Source organism: Streptomyces flavotricini (assembly GCF_020639365.1).
Classification (GTDB): Bacteria; Actinomycetota; Actinomycetes; order Streptomycetales; family Streptomycetaceae; genus Streptomyces; species Streptomyces flavotricini.
On record NZ_JAINUL010000001.1, the window covers coordinates 4,992,731 to 5,012,768 of the forward strand.

The window sequence follows — 20,038 nt, forward strand, 5'->3', positions numbered from 1 at the left end:
GACATCCCCGGGGGGCCTCCGGTGCAGGGGGGTGACCGGGTAGCGTGAGCCGACGATTCGGAATATCCGGAGTAGTCGGCGAAGGAGTCCCGGTGACGGAGAGCGGACAGGGCGGCGGCCCGCAGGCGGGTACGCCATGGGGTCCCGACCCGACGCACCCGCAACCCGGCCAGGGCCGGCCCCCGCAGGCGGGCCGGCCGGCGTACGGATATCCGCAGACCCCGGCCCCGCCGGAGCCGGGGGCGCCGCAGGGCTCGCCCGCGTACGGCTACCCGCCCGTCCCGGACGGGGCCGCACCCGGGCACGTCGTGGGGCCCGGCTACGAGGGGCCGGGGGATCCGCACGGGTACGGCTACCCGCCGCTGCCCGAGGCGGTCACCCAGTACATCCCGCCGGTCCCCGCCGGACCCGGCGGGGCGACCCCCTACCCGCCCGTTCCGGCAGCGCCCGCGCACGACGAGGGTGCGACCCAGTACATCCCGCCGGTCCCGGGCGGGCCCGCGCCCCCGTTCCCGCCGGCGGGCGCCGGGCATCACGAGGCGGCCACGCAGTACATTCCGCCCGTACCGGCGCACGACGAGGGCGCGACCCAGTACATTCCGCCCGTACCGGGCGGGGCGGGGCATCACGAGGCCGCCACGCAGTACATCCCGCCGGTCGCCGACGGGTTCGACGCGTTGTTCCGGGAGGGCGACGACGGCGGGCACACGCGGCAGTTGCCGCCCGTGCAGGAGCCGGTGCTGCGGCAGCCGCCGCCGCGCGGGTATCCGCCGCGCGGGCAGCGGCCCGTACCCCCTCAGGCGCAGCCGTTCCCGCAGCCTCCGCAGCAGCAGCACCCGCAGCAGCAGCACCCGCAGTACGCCCCGCCCCCGCCCCCGCCGGAGGCGGGCCGCCGGGTGCCGGCCTGGGTGATCGCCGCCGTGGTCATAGGCCTGGCCGTCGTCGGGCTCGGCGTCGGCGCGCTGCTCAGCGACGGCAAGAAGCAGAACAACGACCCCGCGGCCGCGGGCGCCACCCCCAGCGCCGGAAGCTCGGCCGCGGCCGCCGCCGAGGCGCCCGTGGACCCGGCCCGCTCGCAGGCCGTCCAGCTGGACAAGCTCCTCGCGGACAGCAACGACAGCCGCGCCGCCGTGATCCGCTCCGTCGACGACATCAAGGGCTGCCGCAACCTCGGCCAGGCGGCGACCGACCTGCGTGACGCCGCCCGCCAGCGCGAGGAGCTCGTCACCCGCCTCCAGGACCTGAAGGTGGACAGGCTCCCGGACAACGCGAAGCTGACCGCCGCGCTCACCAAGGCCTGGCAGTCCTCCGCGGCCGCCGACAACAGCTACGCGGCCTGGGCGGACGACACCGCCGGCGACAAGAAGGGCTGCAAGGACGGGCAGGCCAAGGGCACCGGCAACGCGAGCGAGGGCAACAAGTCGAGCGGCGAGGCGACCAGGGCGAAGGAGTCGGCCGCGACCCTGTGGAACGCGATCGCGGCCAAGTACGCCCTCACCAAGCGGGACAAGTCACAGCTCTAGCCGCCGGCGAGCAGCGACTACGCGGCCCGGGGCGCCTGCTCCAGGGTCTCCGTCATGTCCATCGACGGCTCGCCGCCCTGCTGGGCGACCAGCCGGCCCGACTGGACGACCTGGAAGTTGACGCGCCCGTTCACCATGCGCGGGAACCCGGCGACGGCGCGCATGTCCTTGTAGCGCCAGCTCAGGTCCGGGGTCAGTGCGCCGGTCTTGACCGGATCCCCCTGGTTCAGCATGCGCGCCACCTTGCGCGCCGTGACGTCCTCGCCGGACTTGAACCGCTTCAGGGTCTCGCTGAGCACGGTGTACGCGATCCAGGTGGTCTGCGTCCCGCTGTCGTCCGGGTCCACCGCGTCGTTGCCGAAGGCGTGCTCGGCGATCACCTTCCGCATCGGTTCCCACAGCGCGTCCGTCGAGACCGGGTACCAGCTGGCGACGTACGCGCCCTCGAAGGGGCTCTCCCTGCCGCCGGTGCGGTCGACCACGGCCTGGCTGACGCTGCCGAGGACCGAGGAGATCTGCGGGTTCTTGTGCTTGCTGTCCTCGCGTCGGAACGCGTCGAAGAACGTCTCCGTGCGCTCGCCGAGCACGGCGGTCACGCAGCCCCGGTCCTTGCCGCCGGTGGAGTTGGCCAGGGCCTCGCGGGCCTGCGCGATGTAGTCCGCGGAGTCTTCGGCGGCCCGGATGTCATTGGCCTCGGGCGCCTTGTTGAGCTTCAGGCCGGCATTGAGCAGGATCGGCATGGAGTCGCCCGCGAGGGTGTCCGGGCGGACGATGGCCACCTGGCTGCAGGCCTTGCCCAGCTGGTGCCCGGCGCCGGCGAGGAGGACGGGCTGGCCGCCGTTGACAGGGTAGGAGAGGGTGCTCTGGAACTCCTCGGAGGAGACCCCGTACCCGCCGATGAAGGGGATGCCCTCCGCCTCCAGCGGGGCCATGAAGGCGCGTCCGTGCTGGCTGTACGAGCCGACGACCGCGACGGCCTTCTCGTCGATGGCCTTGCGGGCGCAGTCGGCGGCGCCGGTCGGGGTGTTCTTCTCGTTGCAGGTCAGTACGCGTAGTTTGTGCCCATTGATGCCGCCCTTGGAATTGACCCAGGCTTCATAGGCCTTGGCCATTCCCGGCATTCCGGGCATGTTGGTCGCCTTGGTGTCCATCGGCGCGAACGTCATGACCGTGATGGTGCCCCCGGAGCCCCCCGGGTCTCCGGGGAGCGCCCCGCATCCGGCGACGAGACACGCCCCCATCGCCGTTGCCACCAAGGTGCGGGTCGGGGAAGCCGTGCGTCGCCATTCGGTCATGTCCACGCACACTTCCGCCCCGGGGGTAACTGAAGAGTGAGATGGACACAACAGACGGTGACGTGAAGGTGAATTGCAGGGGGGGCGGATTGCGCACAGGCGCTTCAAGATCGCGCAAGCCGTGAACGTAACATCGCAAGCGTGACATTCGCCCAAGGTTCGAAGAACTCTTCCCGCCGCGGTGGCCGCTCCTCCACCATGGGCGGCATGCCCCTGAACGACATGCCGTGGTGGCGCTGGCGCAGCAACGTGCGCTCGGCGCTTCACATGCTTTCCGACCCGGTCTTCCACGAGGAGACCTGGCTCGCCGGCGCCGAGGGGTACGGGGACGTCACCGACGCCGTCTACCGCCTCGTCGAGGACACGTGGCTCGACAGCTGGTCGGCCGACAAGTACGTCGGCACGATATTCCGCGACTCCCAGGAGGCCACCCTCGTGGACCTCGCGGTGCTGCGGGTGCTGCGGATCCTGCACCAGGTCGGGCCCGACGCCCCCGTCTCCGCCTACCTGGAGCACCACGCCTGGCCCGAGGCGGTACGTGCCGCGCGCGAAGCGCACGTACGGCTGGCGACGGCGGACGGGGACGAACCGGACGAGCCGCCGCGGTCGCTGGAAGTGCTGAGGATCCTCACCCGCGCGGCGTGAGCCGCGGGGTGTGAAAGGCTGTGGGGTCATGAGCGACGACCCGCAGGCCCAGGCCCCCCAGCAGTACGTACTGACCCTGTCATGCCCGGACAAGCAGGGCATCGTGCACGCCGTGTCCAGTTACCTGTTCATGACCGGATGCAACATCGAGGACAGCCGGCAGTTCGGCGACCACGACACCGGCCTCTTCTTCATGCGGGTCCACTTCTCCGCCGACGCTCCGGTGACGCTCGACAAGCTGCGGGCCAGCTTCGCCGCGATCGGCGACTCGTTCCGGATGGACTGGCAGCTGCACCGCTCCGACGAGCGCATGCGGATCGTGCTGATGGTGTCCAAGTTCGGGCACTGCCTGAACGACCTGCTGTTCCGTTCCAGCATCGGCGCGCTCCCCGTCGAGATCGCGGCGGTGGTCTCGAACCACACCGACTTCGCCGAGCTGGTGCGCTCGTACGGGGTCCCCTTCCACCACATCCCGGTGACGAAGGAGACGAAGGCGGAGGCGGAGGCGCAGCTGCTGGCGCTGGTCCGCGAGGAGAACGTCGAGCTCGTGGTCCTGGCCCGGTACATGCAGGTGCTGTCGGACACCCTGTGCAAGGAGCTGAGCGGGCGGATCATCAACATCCACCACTCCTTCCTGCCGAGCTTCAAGGGCGCGAAGCCGTACCACCAGGCGCACGCGCGCGGCGTGAAGCTGATCGGTGCCACCGCGCACTACGTGACGGCCGACCTCGACGAGGGCCCGATCATCGAGCAGGAGGTCGAGCGGGTCGGCCACGAGGTGACCCCGGACCAGCTGGTGGCGATCGGGCGCGACGTGGAGTGCCAGGCCCTGGCGCGGGCCGTGAAGTGGCACAGCGAGCACCGCGTGCTCCTGAACGGCACCCGCACGGTCGTCTTCGCCTAGGGGCTGTCCGCGAAGTGGCGCCGGCCGCCCGGAGGGCGGGGCGGGCGGGACTTCGCGGACACCGCCCAGCCCGGGACGCCCCTACAGACGGCTCAGCGAGGCCGCCGCGAACAGGACGTCGCGGATGGCCTCGCGGTCGCCGTGCTGGCCCACGGCCGCCTCCTCCGGGGAGATGTGTCCGGCGGCCAGCTGGCAGAACTCGGCGCCGTCCAGCGCGATCTGCGCCACCGTGTGCTCCGCCGACGGTTTCGCCGCCGGGGAGTCCAGGGCGATGTCCCAACTGCCGCCGCCCGCGCCCTCGATCTCCAGGTGCAGGGTCCGCCCCGGTGCGCCCGCCGCGACCAGGCCGCGGACCGGGGCGGCGAGGCCCGCCCGGCGCCGGTGGGCCAGCGCGCTCGGCAGCAGCCGTGCCGCAAGGTCGATCATGCGGTGCAGGTGCGGTCCGGACGGCGGGTCGTACGGGTAGTCCACCGCCTCCGCGATGTCCCACGCGTGCACCCAGCACTCGAAGGCCCGCTCCAGGAACGCGTCCCCGAGCGGCAGCGCGAAGGGTCCGTAGTCCACGGACAGTTCGCCGACGCCCCGGCCCGCGAACGACACCGTCCGCAGCAGCGTGTGGCCCTGCTCCCGCCACGGCTCGCGGATCTGCCGGGTGATCGGCTGCTCGGCGGAGCTCCAGTAGTGCTCGGTGCGGCCCGTGGCGTCCGACGGCGCCTCCGGGCCCAGCGGGTCGTCCAGGCCCAGCGCCGTCGCGACCAGCCCGTCCACCGTCAGCAGGTGCCCGATCACCCCGGCCACCGTCGTCCGGCGCGACTGCCGCCGCTCCTCCTCGAACCACTTGAGCCGTACGGGGGTCTGCCACTCCGAGTCGCCGAAGTCCCGCAGCAGCGCGTCGAGCCGCGCGGTTTCGGTGTCGTACGGGTTCGCCCACGGCGGCACCGGGATGCGGGCGGGCCGCTTGCCGAGGCAGTCCTCCAGCACCCGCGAGCGCAGCAGCGGCTTGAGGTCCAGGCTGTCCTCGGGGTGCAGCAGGCCCACGGCGTCGCGCAGCCTCAGCGCCTCCTCGGCGCACTGCGCGCACTCGGTGAGGTGGTCCTCGACCGCCTGCGTCTCCTCGGCGGAGCAGGCCGCGAGGGCCCAGGCGCCCAGCAGGGACTTCAGCACGGCGTGGGTGCGCGGCGGCGGGGGCGGTTCCGGTGCGGCGGGCGGCTCGGGGAGCGGCTCCGGCGCGTGCCGCGGATCGAGGTCGTCAGCGGCCCCGCGCGGCCCCGGTATGCGCGCCGGACCCCCGGGGCGCAGCTCCTCGTAGCCCTCCTGGGGCGGGTCGGCGGGGCCGTTCATCGGGGAGTTCCATATCCTGGCGGGCCGTATCCGGGCGGAGCGGAGTCCTCCTGCGGGAGGACGTTGGCGGTCGACAGCAGTTGCAGGCCCAGGCGCAGCCGGCGCCGGGCCTCGTCCTCGCTGATGCGCAGGTCTGCGGCGGCCTGCCGGTAGTCGCGGCGCTTGAAGTACGCGAGCTCCAGCGCGGCGCGCAGCGGTGCGGGCATGGACGTGACGATGTAGTCCGCGCGGGCGGCGGCGGTGGCTCTGCGCACCTTCTGTTCGAGCTCCTCGCGCGAGCCGCGGCCGAGTTCGGCCTGGCGCAGCCGGGCCACGGCATGGCCCTGGGTGATCCGGGCGACCCAGGAGCGCAGGGAGCCCTGCTTCGGGTCGTAGGCGTCGGGGTTCTGCCAGATGTAGCCGAACACTTCGCGGGTGATCCGGTCCGCCGCCGTCTCGTCGCCGAGGACCCGGTGCGCCAGGCTGTGCACGAGCGAGGCGAAGCGGTCGTACAGCTCTCCGAGCGCGGCGGCCTCGCCGCGGGCGAGGCGCTGCTGCATGCGGCGGTCCCAGCGAGGTGGTACGTCCTTCGGCATAACTGCCCCCAGCCGTGTGTCGACGCCTCGAATGTAGTCGCCGGAGGCGGGTTCGCGCCCGTTTTGGGGGAACGCGGCCCAGGAAGAGCGCTCTCCGTGATAGGCGCGGTGCGGGGTGTGAACGATGGGGCCGGATGCGGCACATGGGTACAGGCGTACGCGCCCCGCCGCGCTTCCCGTGCGCGGGTTCGATGCGGCCACCTCCTTGACGACTTCGCTTAACGGGCAGGCCACGTAGGCCTTACGCTCCTGGCTTGTCTTGAACTGAACTCCACCGCACATGTGAAGGCGGAACGCCGCATATGGACAGCGCAGAATACGAGCGCAAGATCGCCGCCCGGTTTGCCACGTTCGACCAGGACGGGAACGGATACATCGACCGTGAGGACTTCAGCGCGGCCGCGAGGGCCGTACTGGCCGAATTCGGGACCACCGCGCGGTCGGACAGGGGCCAGGGCCTCTTCGCGGGCGCGGAGGCGTTCTGGCAGGGGATGGCCGGGATCGCGGACGTCGACGGGGACCAGCGCGTGACGCGCGAGGAGTTCATCACCGGGGCGGCGAAGCGGCTGCGCGACAACCCGCAGCGGTTCGCGGAGATCGCGCGGCCGTTCCTGCACGGGGTGATCGCCGTGGCGGACGAGGACGGCCGCGGCACGACCCCGGCGGCGGCGGCCCGGGTCCTGCGCGTCCTGGGCACCCCGCCCGAACTGGCCGAGGGGATCGCGAAGGCCCTGGACGCCGACGCCGACGGCCGCATCACGGAGGACGAGATCCTGACGGCCTTCGCCGCGTACTGCGGCGTGGAGGCCCCGGACGCGTAGGCGGTGGCCGCGGGGCCCCGCCGCGCTGCGGGGCCCCGCGCCGCTACGGGGCCGCGCCGCTACGGGGCCGCCGTGCCCGCGCGGGCCAGGTCCTGCTCCGCGGCGGCCGCCGGGGATCCCTCGGCCGCGTCCACGGGGCGCCGCGCGCCCGGGCGGGCGCGGCCGATGTCCTTCAGCCGCATGGCGGGGCGCTCGACGAGGTGCCAGGAGAGCGCCGCCGCGACGAGGGTGCCGCCCGCGGCCAGCGCGAGGTAGACGCCGAAGCCCCAGCGGGCGCCGCCGAGCGCGGCGACGGCCTGCTCCACGACGAAGCCGTAGATGTAGATCCCGTACGAGTAGTCGTGCTTGGCGCCCACCCGCCGGAACGGCCCGGGCAGCCGGATCGCGAGCCACAGCAGCAGGTAGGCGAAGGCCGGCACGCCGATGACGTAGAACCAGCCGTACTGCAGGGTGACGAGCAGGGTCAGTGCGGCGAGCACGCCCAGCGGGTCGCTCACCGGGATCCGCTCCTTGTACGCCTCGATGAGCGCCCCGAGGACGAAGGCGAAGCCGAGGTAGAAGACCCAGTTGACGACGAAGCCGCCGACCATCGGGATCGCGGGCATCCCGTCGCGCATCGGGATCTCCGTCGCGTTGGTCAGGGGGTCCGTGAGCGCCTCGGTCAGGACGAACCAGCCCAGGACCGCCGCGACCGCGAGGATGGCGCGCCGTGCGCGCACCACTCCGCCGGCCCGCGCCCCGGCGAGGACGAGCAGGGCGACGCCGAGGTAGCAGAGGACCTCGTACTCCAGGGACCACAGCGCACCGTCGAAGCTGCGGTTGTGGGTCAGCCCCTTGTTCATGGCGCCGTCCAGCACGCCCGAGATGCCCCACTGGTGGACCCGGATGGCGAAGTTGGCCCGGACGTAGTCGAACGGGCTCTCGCCGTGGTTCCAGAAGCCCGTCAGGCCGCCGTGCTGGCGCCAGTACAGGAACGGCGCCACGGCGAAGGCCGTCACCAGCAGGCACACCCACAGGCCCGGCAGCAGCCGCAGTGCCCGGTGCCACAGGAAGCGCCCGATCGGGAGCCGGTTGCCGCTGCGGGTGACGAGGACGCCGGACAGGATGAAGAAGCCGAAGACGGACATCTTGCCCAGGTCGGTCTGTCCGGAGGCGAAGCCGTAGCCGAACTCGCGGGACCCGAATCCGAGGATGCGCGCGTGGGACAGGACGACGGCGGACGCGAGGAGCAGCCGCAGCAGCCCCAGGCTGTTGTCCCGGCCGGAGAACAGTTCTGCGACGGTGCCGTGAGACCACCGCACACGGCTCAGGGGGGTATCGCGGACTCGCATGACGCCTCTCGCGAACGGGACCCGGAGGGGCGCTCTGCTTGTATGAAAAGGACAAATAATTGTGACACGCGGCCCGTGTGCGCACTGATGGGCCGCCCGGAATGAGACATCCGCCACTGCCTCCTAGGCGTACCGCTCCCGGAGTTTGTACTTCAGGACCTTGCGGAGGGCTTCGTTGCGGGGGAGGGCCTCGACCAGTTCCAGTTGCTCCGGGAGCTTGTGGGGCGACAGGCCCTGGGCGCGGAGGTGGGCGGTGAGGTCCGGAAGGGTCAGGGGGGCCGCGTCCGGCGGCTGTTCCACCACCGCGCAGACGCGTTCGCCGCGCTCCGGGTCCGGGAGGCCGATCACGGCCACGTCGCCGACGGCCGGGAGCAGGTGCAGGAGGTCCTCGATCTCCTTCGCGGAGATGTTCTCGCCCTTGCGGATGATCACGTCCTTGGTGCGGCCGGTGAGGACGAGGTAGCCGTCCGGGGTCAGGTGGCCGAGGTCGCCCGTGATCAGGTAGCCGTCCGCGTCGAAGACCTCGGCCGGGCGGTCCCCGCGGTTCAGGTAGCCCCGGCAGACCGCCTCGCCGCGCAGCCGGACCTCGCCGTCGGTGTCCGGGGGCAGGGGCGTGCCGTCCGGGGCGGTGATGCGGATCGACATGCCGGCCGGGGGACGGCCCTCCGTCGTGGCGAGGTGTTCCGCCGTGTCGTCCGGGGCGCCCATGGTGATCATCGGGACCTCGGTCATGCCGTAGCCGTGGGTCAGCTGGCAGCCCAGCTCGCGGACGACCGCGTGGTAGGTCTCGGGCGGCTTCGGGGCGCCTCCGCCCGCGAGGAGGCGGAGGGTGGGGATCAGCTTCGTGGACGGGTCCTTGCGCTGCTCGGTGAGGAACATCGAGTAGAAGGCCGTGGAGCCGCCGGCCACCGTGACCCCGTGGCGCCGGTAGCCGGCCAGCGCGTCCGGCATCGCGAACTTCTCGAAGAGGACCGCGGGGAAGCCGTACAGGAGCAGCATCACCAGGTAGTCCGGGCCGCCTATGTGCGCGTACGGGAACGCGATCGAGCCGGTGTCGGCCGGGCTCAGGTGCAGGGCGTGCGCCAGGCAGGAGCCGCCCGCGATCAGTGAGCGGTCGGTGTGCAGGACGCCCTTGGGGTCGGAGGTGGTCCCGGAGGTCCAGTAGATCCAGCGGACGGACGTTCCTTCGGACGGGGGCGCGGGGAGTGCGGCGGGGTCCGCGGCCGGGAGGGATCCGTAGGCCTCGAAGACGCCGCGCGCGCCGAGGCGCTCCGCCATCGCCGTGTGGTCGAAGCCCCGCCACACGCCCGGGACGGCGAAGAACTCGGCTTTGGACTCGCGCAGCGCGAAGCCCACCTCCCGGTCCCGGTAGAAGGGGATCACCGGGGTCTGGACGGCCCCGATCCGGGCCAGGGCGAGGGAGAGCAGGACCGTCTCGATCCGGGTGGGCAGCTGCCAGGCGACGACCGTGCCGGGCCGTACGCCCATCCCGTACAGCCCCGCCGCGACCCGCTCGGAGCGGTCGCGCAGCTCGGCGAAGGTGAGCTCGCGGTCGTCGGCGGGGTCCTCGGCCGCCTCGATCAGCACCGTGGCGTCCGGGCTGAGCGCGGCCCGCGCCGCGACCAGCTCCCACAGGGTCGGGGAGTGGCCCAGCCGTACCGCCGTGTCGTTGGTGTCCGCCATTCCCGGCCTCCCGTAACTGACGCCCAGTCAGATCCAGCGCAGAGCGTAGGGCTCCTGCGCTTGTCGGTCCAGGGGTGGCGGGGCTAGCGTACTTTCTGACGCTCCATCAGATTCACCGGATTCATCCGCTCTCGAGGGGACACCATGGAACTGGAACTGCCTCGGATCATCAGCGTCGACGACCACGTCATCGAACCCGCGCACCTCTTCGACGTCTGGCTGCCGGCCAAGTACCGCGACCGCGGGCCCAAGGCGCTCACCGCGGGGATCGGCGAGCTCCAGTACACCGGCGGCAAGTACGTGATCTCCATGGACCCCGACGGCCCGCCGACCGACTGGTGGATCTACGAGGACCTGAAGTTCCCGTACAAGCGCAACATCGCCGCCGTCGGCTTCGACCGCGACGACATGACCCTGGAGGGCATCACCCGCGAGGAGATGCGGCGCGGCTGCTGGGACCCCGAGGCGCGCCTCGCCGACATGGACCTCAACCACGTCGAGGCCTCGCTCTGCTTCCCGACCTTCCCGCGCTTCTGCGGGCAGACCTTCGCCGAGGCCCACGACAAGGAAGTGGCGCTCGCCTGCGTGCGCGCGTACAACGACTGGATGGTCGAGGAGTGGTGCGGCGACAGCGGCGGCCGGCTCATCCCGCTCTGCATCATCCCGCTCTGGGACGTCGGCCTCGCCGTCGCCGAGATCCGGCGCAACGCCGCCCGCGGGGTGCGCGCCGTGACCTTCTCCGAGATCCCCACCTACCTCGGGCTCCCCTCCATCCACTCCGGCTACTGGGACCCCTTCTTCGCCGTCTGCCAGGAGACGGGCACCGTCGTCAACATGCACATCGGGTCCAGCTCCCAGATGCCCGCAGCCTCGCCCGACGCCCCGCCCGCCGTCCAGGCCTCGCTCAGCTTCAACAACGCCATGGCCTCGATGATGGACTTCCTGTTCAGCGGGGTGCTGGTGAAGTTCCCGACGCTGAAGCTGGCGTACAGCGAGGGCCAGATGGGATGGATCCCGTACGCCCTCGAACGCGCCGACGACGTCTGGCAGGAGCACCGCGCCTGGGGCGGGGTCCGCGACCTGATCCCCGAGCCGCCGTCCACGTACTACTACCGGCAGATGTTCTGCTGCTTCTTCCGCGACAAGCACGGCATCGCCTCGCTCGACGTCGTCGGCCGCGACAACGCCACCTTCGAGACCGACTACCCGCACGTGGACTCGACCTTCCCGCACACCAAGGAGGTCGCCCTCGACCACGTGAAGGGGCTGGACGACGAGACGGTCTACAAGCTGATGCGCGGCAACGCCATCCGCATGCTCGGCCTGGACCTCGTCTGATGGATCTGACGTACACGCAGGAGGAGCGGGACTTCCGGGCCCGGCTGCGCGAATGGCTCGGCAAGACCCTGCCCGAGCTGCCCGCCAGGCCGTCCCCCGACGACTGGCCCGGCCGGCGCGCGTACGACGCCGGCTGGCAGCGCAGGCTGTACGACGCCGGGTACGCGGGCCTGCACTGGCCGGTGGACGCGGGCGGCCGCGGGGCCACCCCCACCCAGCACCTGATCTTCCTGGAGGAGACCGAGCGGGCCGGCGCGCCGTACGTGGGCGCCAACTTCGTCGGGCTCCTGCACGCCGGCCCGACCATCGCCGCCGAGGGAACGGCCGCGCAGCGGGCACGCTGGCTGCCGCCCGTACTGCGCGGGGACGAGGTGTGGTGCCAGGGGTTCAGCGAGCCAGGCGCGGGCTCCGACCTGGCGGCGCTGCGCACGCGCGCCGTGCGCGACGGCGACGACTACGTGATCACCGGCTCGAAGATCTGGACCTCGCACGCGGAGGTCGCCGACTGGTGCGAGCTGCTCGTGCGCACGCGGTCCGTCAGCGAGACCGTGCCCAAGCACCGCGGGATCTCCTGGCTGGCCATGCCCATGGACGCGCCCGGGGTCACCGTCCGGCCGCTGCGCACCCTCGCCGGGTCGGCCGAGTTCGCGGAGGTGTTCCTCGACGAGGTCCGGGTGCCCGTCGCGAACCGGGTCGGGGAGGAGGACGACGGCTGGCGCGTCACCATGGTCACCCTCTCCTTCGAGCGGGGGACGGCCTTCGTCGGCGAGGTCGTGGCCTGCCGCCGCACCCTGGGCGAGCTCGCGCGCACCGCGAAGGCGAACGGCCGCTGGGACGATCCCGTGCTGCGGCGCCGGCTCGGGCGGCTGTACGCGGAGTTCGGCGCGCTGTGGCGGCTCACCCAGTGGAACGTCAGCGCGTCCGAGGCCTCGGGCGGGGTGCCGGGCGTCGGCGGCTCCGTCTTCAAACTCGCCTACTCGCACGCGCGGCAGGAGCTGTACGACACCGCCGCCGAGGTGCTGGGCGCGGACTCCCTCGCGCTGGACGGGGAGTGGGCCTTGGACCGGCTCTCGTCCCTCTCGTACACGATCGCGGCGGGCACCTCGCAGATCCAGCGGAACATCGTCGCCGAGCGGATCCTCGGCCTCCCGAAGGGCCGGTGAGGGCCGTGGACTTCCGGTTGACGGACGACCAGCGCGACCTGCGGACGGGCGTACGGGACCTGCTGGCGGGCCGGTACGGGCGCGAGGCGCTGCGGGCCTCGGTGGACGCGGGCGGGACCCTGGACCGCAGGCTCTGGCGGGAGCTCGGCGAGGCCGGGTTCTTCGCGCTGCGGCTCCCGCAGGAGCGCGGCGGGGTCGGGCTCGGGCTGCCCGAGGCGGTCCTCGTCTTCGAGGAGGCGGGCCGGGCGCTGCTGCCGGGGCCACTGGTCGCCACGCACCTGGCGGCGGGCGCGGTCCCGGGGGCGGCGGAGGGGACCGCGGTGGTCACGGCGTTCGACCTGGGGGGACCGGGCGGCGGGACGCTGGTGGCCCACCTCGGCGAGGCGGACGCGGTGCTCGGTGCGCCGTCGCTCCCCACGGGTGAGCCGGTGCCCTCGGCGGACCCGCTCACCCCGCTGCACCGGGTGGCTTCGCGGCCGCCGGCCGCCTCGGGGGCTTACCGCGACGAGGGCGCGCTGCTGACGGCCGCCCTCCAGGTCGGCGGCGCGCTGCGCACGGTGGAGCTGGCGGTGCGGTACGGGCGCGAGCGCGAGCAGTTCGGGCAGCCGATCGGGGCCTTCCAGGCGGTGAAGCACCTGTGCGCGCAGATGCTGGTGCGGGCCGAGGTGGCCCGTACGGCGGTGTACGCGGCGGCGGTGACCGCGGACCCGGCGGAGGTGGCCGGGGCCAAGCTGCTGGCCGACGGGGCCGCCGTGCGCAATGCCCGCGACTGCCTCCAGGTGCACGGCGGGATGGGCTTCACGTGGGAGGCGGACGTGCACCTGCACCTCAAGCGGGCCTGGGTGCGCGCCGAGCAGTGGCGGACGGCGGGGGAGGCGGAGGAGCTGCTGGCGGCGGAGCTGGCGTCGGCCGCCATGTAGCTCACTGTCACGAAAAGGGGGTGGAACGGGAGCGGAACGGGGTACGGTCGGAACGGTCCGGGACGCATGTCCGATTACAGAGAGTTGATATCGGTTTGTGTCCTTGGCCCGCCCCATTGCGGCCCGGACTCGGGGGCCTGCTCCGGTACGCTCCCGGGAATGCGAGCGGCCCAGCAGTGCGAGCGACGCGCAGTATGCACCACGCCTACTCCTTCGCGCTGGAATATGCCCGAAGCGCTTGTTGCGGTGACTGTATGTCAACCATGCTGCTCCGCAAGGGGATCACACTCGGTGATCCCGTCCTGTCGCGAGGCGAAGTGTCCGCCGGTTCGGATGGTGTGAGCGGTGCAGGTGCTTCAGGTACAGCTGGAGGTAGGACCGGACCCCGCCGAGGTCGGCCGGGCCCGTCGCTGGGCGCGGTCCCGGCTGGCGGGGTCGGGGATAGGGGATGACGAACCGCTCGCCGAGACGCTGATCCTGCTGATCTCCGAGCTGGTCACCAACGCGGTCGTGCACACCGGCTGCCCCGCCGTCCTGCGGATGCTCTTCGGGGAGCCCGGCGTACGGGTCGAGGTCGCCGACACCAGCGCCCGCGGCCCGGCCCGGCGGCAGGCCGCCGGGGACGACACGGGCGGGCGCGGTCTGGAGCTGGTGGACGGACTGGCCGACCGCTGGGGCTGGCAGCGCGAGGGCGCGGGCAAGCGGATCTGGTGCGAGATCGACCGCGCCGACAAACCCGCGGATTGTCGGTCGGCGTGGGAACCGCGCGTGTACCTCTAACGAGGTGTTGACGGTTCGTCAACTGTTGATCACCCTTGTACTGAGCGATTCGTCGCGAGGGGACGCCAAGGGCAGACCTTGACGAGTGCGGGTCGTGGGGTGGCGGCTGCCGTGCCGCGCTCGGGGCGCGCACGGCCGTACGCCGCCACCCGCTGGTTCCCAGGACACGGCCTAGCCGGGCGGCGTGACCAGCCCCAGTTCGTAGGCCTTGATCACCAGTTGGACGCGGTCCCGGGCGTCCAGTTTCGTCAGCAGCCGGGCCACGTGCGACTTCGTCGTCGCCACCGTGATGAACAGGTCCTGCGCGATCTCGCTGTTCGACCGGCCCCGCCCCACCAGGGTCAGCACCTCCTGCTCCCGGCCCGTGATCGCCGGAACGCGCCCGGGGGCGGGTGCCGGGCCCGCGACGAAGTCGGCTATCAGGCGGCGCGTGACGCCCGGCGCGATGAGGGCGTCGCCCGCCGCGACCACGCGGACGGCGGCGAGGATGTCGTCCAGCGCCATGTCCTTCACGGCGAAACCGCTCGCACCGGCGCGCAGCGCCCCGTACACGTGCTCGTCCTCGTCGAAGGTGGTCAGGATCAGCACGCGGACGCCGCCCGGGCCGGCCGACGTGAGGCGCCGGGTGGCCTCTATGCCGTCCATCTCCGGCATCCGGATGTCCATCACCACCACGTCGGGGGCGAGCTCGGCGCTCATCCGGACCGCCTCGGCGCCGTTCGCGGCCTCGCCCACGACCTCCAGGTCCGGCGTGTCGGCCATCAGGACGCGCAGCCCCGAGCGCACCAGGGGCTGGTCGTCGGCGAGCAGTACGCGGACGCTGCCGCTGTCGTTCACCGCTCCTCCTCGGGGCGTCCGACCGGCAGGGCCGCAGCCACGCGGAAGCCGCCCCCGGGCTGCGGTCCGGCCTCGAAGCGGCCGTTCAGCAGGGCAGTGCGCTCCCGCATGCCGGTGAGGCCGAATCCGGCGCCGGGCGTACCGCCTTCCGGGATGCCGCGCCCGTCGTCGGCGATCTCCAGGGCGAGTTCGTCCGGCCCGTACGCGATCTCCACCCGGCAGCCGCCGGCCCGCGCGTGGCGGACCACGTTGGTCAGCGCCTCCTGCACGATGCGGAACGCGGCCAGCTCGATGTCGGAGGGCAGCGGCCGCCGCTCCCCCGTCCACGCCACGTCCACCCGTACGCCCGTATCGGCCGCGGCGGCCGCGGCGAGCCGGTCGATGCCGTCCAGGCCCGGCGCGGGCGCCAGCGACGCGGGCTCGCTGCGGCGCAGGGCGACCAGGGTGCGGCGCAGCCCCGCGAGGGTCTCGCGGCTGGTGGCCTCGATGGCCCGCAGCGCCTCGCGGGCCTGAGCGGGCTGCGTCTCGATGACCCGGCTGCCGACCCCGGCCTGGATGGCGATCACGCCGATGCTGTGGGCGACCATGTCGTGCAGCTCGCGGGCGATGCGCAGCCGCTCGTCGGTGAGGGCCTGCTCGGTGGCGCGGGCCTGAGCCTGTGCGGCGGCCTCGCGGCCGCGCCGTACGGAGTCGCCGATCAGCCAGCCGAGGACCACGACCGGCAGCTGGCTCTGGGCGAGGACGCGGGCGGCGGAGCCCTCCGCGGGCACCGCGAACTGGGCGGTGATCAGCAGCAGGACGGTGATGCCCGTGGCCGACAGGGTCACCCGGCGCGAACGGGTGGCCGCGACCATGCCGAGCGCCACCGCGCCGGGCAGCACCATGGCGAGGGTGAGGCCGGGGGCACGGCCGAGGAAGAGCATCAGGTACGTGCCGAACAGCATCAGGCCGAGGGTGGTGAGCGGCGCCCGCCGCACCAGGAGGGCGCCGGTCAGCACGCCGATGACCGCGAGGAGCGGACCCACTTCGAAGATCCGGTCCCCGATGCCGAGGGGGACGCGGAACGCGAGGTTCGACAGCAGGAGCGTGCCGAGCGCGGCGCTCGTCCAGAGGGCCGCGACCTGCCATCGGAACGGCTGCCGACCCCTGCCGACCTGCCCTGATGAGGTGTCCATGGCGCGACCCTAACGGCGGTCCCACGTACGGACATCCGCCCTCGGGATGCATCCCGGGGGAGGGTGTCGGCCCCGGTGGTAATCAGGCATTCCGGTTTCGAGGACAATTGGGGCGCACTCGACGTTACTCAGCAGTAGGAGCAAGCGCGTGAACCAGGACCGGCGCCGCCAGGCCGAGGACTTCCTGCAGCCTGACGAGCAGTTGATCGCCGTATGTGCCTGCGAACCGGGTCCCGGCGTGCCGAACCCGCCGGAGGAGCTGCTCGCCCCGCCGGAGCCGGCGGCGCTCGGCCGGCGGATCGAGGAGAAGCTGCCGCGCCCCCTCCAGCAGTTCTTCAAGGCGCGCGGGCACGACCCGCGCCGGGACGCGGCCGAGCGGACTCCCGACCCGGCGGACGGCACGGGCATGGAGGGCGGCTGGCAGAGCGCGGCGGGCCGGTTCCTGATCGGCCGAGCCGAGGCGCGCGGCTCGGCGACCGACGTCCTCGTGGTGACGGACCGGCGCTGGTTCGCCCTGACGGACGTCTCGCCGCTGTGGCAGTCGACGCCCGTGATGCAGCAGTACTGGGAGGTCCCGCGATCGGCGATCACCGTCGTCCGGGCGAACGGGACGGGCCTGCTCCAGAAGGGCCGCATGTCCATCGAGTTCGCCGACCTCTCCTGGGTGGCGGTCTCCGCCCTGACCCCGGCGGAGGCCCCCGCCTTCGCGGCCGCCGCGGCCCGCTACCGCCTGGGGTAGTGCGGGCGGGCGAGGTGCCCCGGCCGGAGGGCCGGGGCAACCGCCTTGCGGGTCAGGCGGGTTGCTCCGCGGCGGTGGCGGCGATCACCGCGAAGGTGCCGCCCTGGGGATCGGCGAGGACGGCCATCCGGCCCGCCGCCATGTCGAACGCCGGAGCCTTGACGGTGCCGCCGGCCCGCACCGCGGCCGCCTGGACGCTGTCGACGTCGTCGACGGCGAAGTACGGGAGCCAGTGCGGCGGAACCCCGGTCGGCATCGCGGCGAGGTCCATCATCCCGCCGATGGCCCGGCCCCCGACCGTGAACTCCGTGTACTCCTCGGCGCCGGGCATCTGCGACTTCGCCGTGCCCATCGGCAGTACGGCGGAGTAGAACGCGGCGGCGGCGCCGGTGTCGCCGGTGCTCAGCTCGTTCCAGATCAGCGCGCCGTGCTCGTTGACGATGCCCGCCCCGGCGAAGGTGCCGTACTGCCAGAGGCCGACGACCGCGCCGGTCGGGTCGGAGATGACGGCCATCCGCCCGAGGTCCATGACGTCCATCGGGCCCATCATCACCGTGCCGCCCGCGTCGGTGACCGACTTGAGGGTGGAGTCGATGGAGTCGGTGGCCAGGTACGTGGTCCACACGGTCGGCGGCATCGGGTCCGGGACCGTCCCGTCCGGGTTGGAGGCGCGCATGATCCCGGCCACCGGCTTGCCCTTGAGGGTGCAGACGGAGTAGCCGCCGGTCTCCGCCGGGCCGATCTCCCCCTGCCAGCCGAAGAGGTCGCGGTAGAAGTCGAGGGCGGCCTGCTGGTCGGGGACCATCAGGTCGATCCAGCAGGGGGTGCCGGCCTGGTAGGGGCCGTTCATGTCGGGCACGGATGCCTCCGGGGCTGCCGATGGGGGTTGGACGGCCCCTGCCTACCCCGCCCCCACCGGCCGAATCGGGCCATACGGCTGAACGTGCTCAGAGGATGGCCACCGGGGCGACCGGGGTGCCGACGCCGCCGACGAAGGGCTCCGGCATGGCGGAGAGCAGGAAGCGGTACCGGTTCTCTTCTGCACAGGCTGTGGACAACTTTTCGAGATTCCAGTTCTGGCCCTGGTGCATGCCCATCTCCACCAGGTCCAGCGCGTGCACCGGCAGCCACAGGTTCTCGATCTCCGGGGGGAAGATCTCGAACGTCAGCGTGTCGTTCGCCACCGCCGCCACGTCCCGCGCGTGGAACCACTCCGGCGTACGGACGGACAGTCCGGGCGACGGGAAGCCGTAGCCGTGCTTGTCGCCCGCCAGGTAGACCTGGATCTGGCCGGTGCGGACCAGGACGACGTCTCCGGGCCGGACCGTGACCCCGCCGAACTCCTCCGCCTCCGCCAGGTCCTCCGGGGTCACCGCGTGGCCTCCCGGCAGCCGGTCCAGGCCCTTCGCGCGGGCCACGTCCAGCAGGACGCCCCGCGAGACGATGGGGGCGGCCTTGTCGATGCCGCTGAACTCGGCGCGTGCGTGCGCGGTGATCGTGGACGCGGGGCGGCCGTTGTAGATGCGGCCCGAGTGCGAGACGTGCGTCAGCGCGTCCCAGTGGGTTGCCGACTGGAGGCCCATCGTCACGGCGTCGTCGCTGCACGCCACCGTGCCCGGTCCGAAGAGCTCCTGGTTGATCTGCACCATCGTGTGCAGCGGGTTGACCCGCCCGGGGATCAGCCCCGCCTGCACCCCGTCCTCCTTCAGGGGCAGTGCCAGGGGAATCCGCACGCCGGTACGGACCTCGGCGGCGGCCGCCCGCACCACCTCCGCGGTGATCAGGTTCAGGGTCCCGATCTCGTCGTCGGCGCCCCAGCGACCCCAGTTGTTGACGCGCTTGGCGATGTCGTGGAACTCGGCGGGCAGGGTCATGGCTTCCATCAGCTCCTGGGGTGCACTGGGGCAACTGAGGCCGGCTGGGGGGTGTCTTGTCGATCGGGCCGGATCGGGCCCGATCGACAAGACACCCCCCAGGGCTTGTGCCCGGACATCTGACTGGTCATAGAATCTAACGGACCGTCAGAAAATGCGGGAAGGGGTCGGGCGTGGGGAACTTCTTGGCCGGCAAGGTCGTGGCCGTCACCGGCGCGGGCCGGGGCATCGGGCGGGCCGTGGCACTCGCGGCGGCAGCCGAGGGCGCCAGGGTCGTCGTCAACGACTACGGCGTCGGCATCGAGGGCGGGGAGCCGACGAGCGAGATAGCCGACGGCGTGGTGAAGGAGATCCAGGCCGCGGGAGGCGAGGCCGTCGCCGTCGCCGACGACATCTCGACCATGGCGGGCGGCCAGCGCATCGTCGACACCGCCCTCGCGCAGTTCGGCCGGATCGACGGCGTCGTGTGCGTCGCCGGCATCCTGCGCGAGCGGATGCTGTTCAACATGTCCGAGGAGGAGTGGGACCCGGTCGTCGCCACCCACCTCAAGGGCACCTTCACCGTCTTCCGCGCCGCCTCCGCCGTCATGCGCCGCCAGGGCTCCGGCACCCTCATCGGCTTCACCAGCGGCAACCACCAGGGCTCCGTCGCCCAGGCCAACTACAGCGCCGCCAAGGGCGGGATCATCTCCCTCGTCCGCTCCGCCGCGCTCGGGCTGGCCAAGTACGGGGTCACCGCCAACGCCGTCGCACCCGTCGCCCGTACCCGGATGTCGGCGGGCGTCCCCATGGAGCTCAAGGAGATCGGCGAGCCCGAGGACGTCGCGGCCCTCGTCACCTACCTGCTCTCCGACAAGGCCGTCGCCGTCGGCGGCGAGAAGATCACCGGGCAGGTCTACACGATCGCCGGCCCGAAGATCGCCGTCTGGGCGCAGCCGCGCGAGCTGCGCGCCGGCTACGCCGAGGGCTCCTGGACCCCCGAGAAGATCGCCGACTTCCTGCCCGGCACCGTGGGCACCGACCCCATGCCGATGCTCGCGCAGCTGGAGGCCATGGCCAAGGCGGCGGCCGCCAAGGACCGCCCCAACGCGTAG

19 protein-coding genes are annotated in these 20,038 nt (G+C 72.5%); 10 read left to right on the forward strand and 9 right to left on the reverse strand.

Annotation, left to right across the window (positions count from 1 at the left end):
- The first annotated feature begins 92 nt into the window (after positions 1-92).
- The gene (locus K7B10_RS22725) at positions 93-1,523 is read left to right on the forward strand and encodes a hypothetical protein (protein ID WP_229338546.1); all 1,431 of its coding nucleotides are present in this window, start codon (positions 93-95) and stop codon (positions 1,521-1,523) included.
- 17 nt (positions 1,524-1,540) lie between these two features.
- On the opposite strand, the gene K7B10_RS22730 is transcribed toward K7B10_RS22725, so the two are convergent.
- The gene (locus K7B10_RS22730) at positions 1,541-2,818 is read right to left on the reverse strand and encodes an ABC transporter substrate-binding protein (RefSeq protein WP_229338547.1); all 1,278 of its coding nucleotides are present in this window, start codon (positions 2,816-2,818) and stop codon (positions 1,541-1,543) included.
- 198 nt (positions 2,819-3,016) lie between these two features.
- Here K7B10_RS22730 and K7B10_RS22735 point away from each other — a divergent pair, with 198 nt between their 5' ends.
- Positions 3,017-3,463 (forward strand): SCO4402 family protein, encoded by a 447-nt coding sequence (locus K7B10_RS22735; protein WP_030858397.1) that lies wholly within the window; start codon positions 3,017-3,019, stop codon positions 3,461-3,463.
- Between the two features lie 28 nt (positions 3,464-3,491).
- Positions 3,492-4,367, forward strand: a complete 876-nt coding sequence (gene purU, locus K7B10_RS22740; RefSeq protein WP_229338548.1) for a formyltetrahydrofolate deformylase — start codon at positions 3,492-3,494, stop codon at positions 4,365-4,367.
- 81 nt (positions 4,368-4,448) lie between these two features.
- On the opposite strand, the gene K7B10_RS22745 is transcribed toward purU, so the two are convergent.
- Both K7B10_RS22745 and K7B10_RS22750 read right to left on the reverse strand, forming a co-directional pair.
- Positions 4,449-5,708, reverse strand: coding sequence for a maleylpyruvate isomerase N-terminal domain-containing protein (locus K7B10_RS22745; protein WP_229338549.1), 1,260 nt, complete (start codon positions 5,706-5,708; stop codon positions 4,449-4,451).
- Positions 5,705-6,283: a sigma-70 family RNA polymerase sigma factor gene (locus K7B10_RS22750; protein ID WP_229338550.1), complete on the reverse strand. Its 579-nt coding sequence runs from the start codon at positions 6,281-6,283 to the stop codon at positions 5,705-5,707. The genes K7B10_RS22745 and K7B10_RS22750 overlap by 4 nt, the downstream gene beginning before the upstream one ends.
- A 302-nt stretch (positions 6,284-6,585) precedes the next feature.
- Between K7B10_RS22750 and K7B10_RS22755 the strand changes: the two genes are divergently transcribed.
- Complete coding sequence (locus K7B10_RS22755) at positions 6,586-7,104, forward strand: EF-hand domain-containing protein (RefSeq protein ID WP_229338551.1); 519 nt, start codon at positions 6,586-6,588, stop codon at positions 7,102-7,104.
- A 59-nt stretch (positions 7,105-7,163) separates the two neighbouring features.
- Here K7B10_RS22755 and K7B10_RS22760 read toward each other — a convergent pair whose 3' ends face one another.
- The gene (locus K7B10_RS22760) at positions 7,164-8,405 is read right to left on the reverse strand and encodes an acyltransferase family protein (protein ID WP_229338552.1); all 1,242 of its coding nucleotides are present in this window, start codon (positions 8,403-8,405) and stop codon (positions 7,164-7,166) included.
- 153 nt (positions 8,406-8,558) lie between these two features.
- Positions 8,559-10,118: a class I adenylate-forming enzyme family protein gene (locus K7B10_RS22765; RefSeq protein WP_229338553.1), complete on the reverse strand. Its 1,560-nt coding sequence runs from the start codon at positions 10,116-10,118 to the stop codon at positions 8,559-8,561.
- Positions 10,119-10,262: 144 nt separating this feature from the next.
- On the opposite strand from K7B10_RS22765, the gene K7B10_RS22770 reads away from it, so the two are divergent.
- The 4 genes from K7B10_RS22770 to K7B10_RS22785 all read left to right on the forward strand — a co-directional run bounded on the left by K7B10_RS22770 (position 10,263) and on the right by K7B10_RS22785 (position 14,319).
- Positions 10,263-11,456, forward strand: a complete 1,194-nt coding sequence (locus K7B10_RS22770) for an amidohydrolase family protein (RefSeq protein ID WP_229338554.1) — start codon at positions 10,263-10,265, stop codon at positions 11,454-11,456.
- Complete coding sequence (locus tag K7B10_RS22775; RefSeq protein WP_229338555.1) at positions 11,456-12,619, forward strand: acyl-CoA dehydrogenase family protein; 1,164 nt, start codon at positions 11,456-11,458, stop codon at positions 12,617-12,619. The genes K7B10_RS22770 and K7B10_RS22775 overlap by 1 nt, the downstream gene beginning before the upstream one ends.
- A 5-nt stretch (positions 12,620-12,624) precedes the next feature.
- Positions 12,625-13,539, forward strand: a complete 915-nt coding sequence (locus K7B10_RS22780) for an acyl-CoA dehydrogenase family protein (RefSeq protein WP_229338556.1) — start codon at positions 12,625-12,627, stop codon at positions 13,537-13,539.
- A 345-nt stretch (positions 13,540-13,884) separates the two neighbouring features.
- Positions 13,885-14,319, forward strand: coding sequence for an ATP-binding protein (locus K7B10_RS22785; RefSeq protein ID WP_229338558.1), 435 nt, complete (start codon positions 13,885-13,887; stop codon positions 14,317-14,319).
- Between the two features lie 171 nt (positions 14,320-14,490).
- Here the strand turns inward: K7B10_RS22785 and K7B10_RS22790 are convergent, their stop codons facing one another.
- Positions 14,491-15,156 carry a response regulator gene (locus tag K7B10_RS22790; RefSeq protein ID WP_308284623.1) on the reverse strand — a complete coding sequence of 222 codons (666 nt, stop codon included), beginning with the start codon at positions 15,154-15,156 and terminating at the stop codon, positions 14,491-14,493.
- Entirely contained in the window at positions 15,153-16,331 is a 1,179-nt protein-coding gene (locus K7B10_RS22795; RefSeq protein WP_229338560.1) for a sensor histidine kinase, read from the reverse strand. Before K7B10_RS22795 ends, K7B10_RS22790 begins: the two co-directional genes overlap by 4 nt.
- A 148-nt stretch (positions 16,332-16,479) precedes the next feature.
- Between K7B10_RS22795 and K7B10_RS22800 the strand changes: the two genes are divergently transcribed.
- A complete protein-coding gene (locus tag K7B10_RS22800) occupies positions 16,480-17,070 on the forward strand; it encodes a hypothetical protein (protein WP_229338563.1) in 591 nt (196 codons plus the stop codon).
- 52 nt (positions 17,071-17,122) lie between these two features.
- Here the strand turns inward: K7B10_RS22800 and K7B10_RS22805 are convergent, their stop codons facing one another.
- Complete coding sequence (locus tag K7B10_RS22805) at positions 17,123-17,920, reverse strand: VOC family protein (protein ID WP_229345301.1); 798 nt, start codon at positions 17,918-17,920, stop codon at positions 17,123-17,125.
- Positions 17,921-18,017: 97 nt separating this feature from the next.
- Positions 18,018-18,944 (reverse strand): cyclase family protein, encoded by a 927-nt coding sequence (locus K7B10_RS22810; RefSeq protein ID WP_229345303.1) that lies wholly within the window; start codon positions 18,942-18,944, stop codon positions 18,018-18,020.
- A 173-nt stretch (positions 18,945-19,117) separates the two neighbouring features.
- Between K7B10_RS22810 and K7B10_RS22815 the strand changes: the two genes are divergently transcribed.
- A complete protein-coding gene (locus K7B10_RS22815) occupies positions 19,118-20,038 on the forward strand; it encodes an SDR family oxidoreductase (protein WP_229338566.1) in 921 nt (306 codons plus the stop codon).

What these genes read in the sequence shown, in the direction of transcription:
- K7B10_RS22730 (WP_229338547.1), bottom strand. Translation starts at nt 2,818, where the DNA reads ATGACCGAATGGCGACGCACGGCTTCCCCGACCCGCACCTTGGTGGCA.
- K7B10_RS22735 (WP_030858397.1), top strand. Translation starts at nt 3,017, where the DNA reads ATGGGCGGCATGCCCCTGAACGACATGCCGTGGTGGCGCTGGCGCAGC.
- purU (WP_229338548.1), top strand. Translation starts at nt 3,492, where the DNA reads ATGAGCGACGACCCGCAGGCCCAGGCCCCCCAGCAGTACGTACTGACC.
- K7B10_RS22745 (WP_229338549.1), bottom strand. Translation starts at nt 5,708, where the DNA reads ATGAACGGCCCCGCCGACCCGCCCCAGGAGGGCTACGAGGAGCTGCGC.
- K7B10_RS22750 (WP_229338550.1), bottom strand. Translation starts at nt 6,283, where the DNA reads ATGCCGAAGGACGTACCACCTCGCTGGGACCGCCGCATGCAGCAGCGC.
- K7B10_RS22755 (WP_229338551.1), top strand. Translation starts at nt 6,586, where the DNA reads ATGGACAGCGCAGAATACGAGCGCAAGATCGCCGCCCGGTTTGCCACG.
- K7B10_RS22765 (WP_229338553.1), bottom strand. Translation starts at nt 10,118, where the DNA reads ATGGCGGACACCAACGACACGGCGGTACGGCTGGGCCACTCCCCGACC.
- K7B10_RS22770 (WP_229338554.1), top strand. Translation starts at nt 10,263, where the DNA reads ATGGAACTGGAACTGCCTCGGATCATCAGCGTCGACGACCACGTCATC.
- K7B10_RS22775 (WP_229338555.1), top strand. Translation starts at nt 11,456, where the DNA reads ATGGATCTGACGTACACGCAGGAGGAGCGGGACTTCCGGGCCCGGCTG.
- K7B10_RS22795 (WP_229338560.1), bottom strand. Translation starts at nt 16,331, where the DNA reads ATGGACACCTCATCAGGGCAGGTCGGCAGGGGTCGGCAGCCGTTCCGA.
- K7B10_RS22805 (WP_229345301.1), bottom strand. Translation starts at nt 17,920, where the DNA reads ATGAACGGCCCCTACCAGGCCGGCACCCCCTGCTGGATCGACCTGATG.
- K7B10_RS22810 (WP_229345303.1), bottom strand. Translation starts at nt 18,944, where the DNA reads ATGACCCTGCCCGCCGAGTTCCACGACATCGCCAAGCGCGTCAACAAC.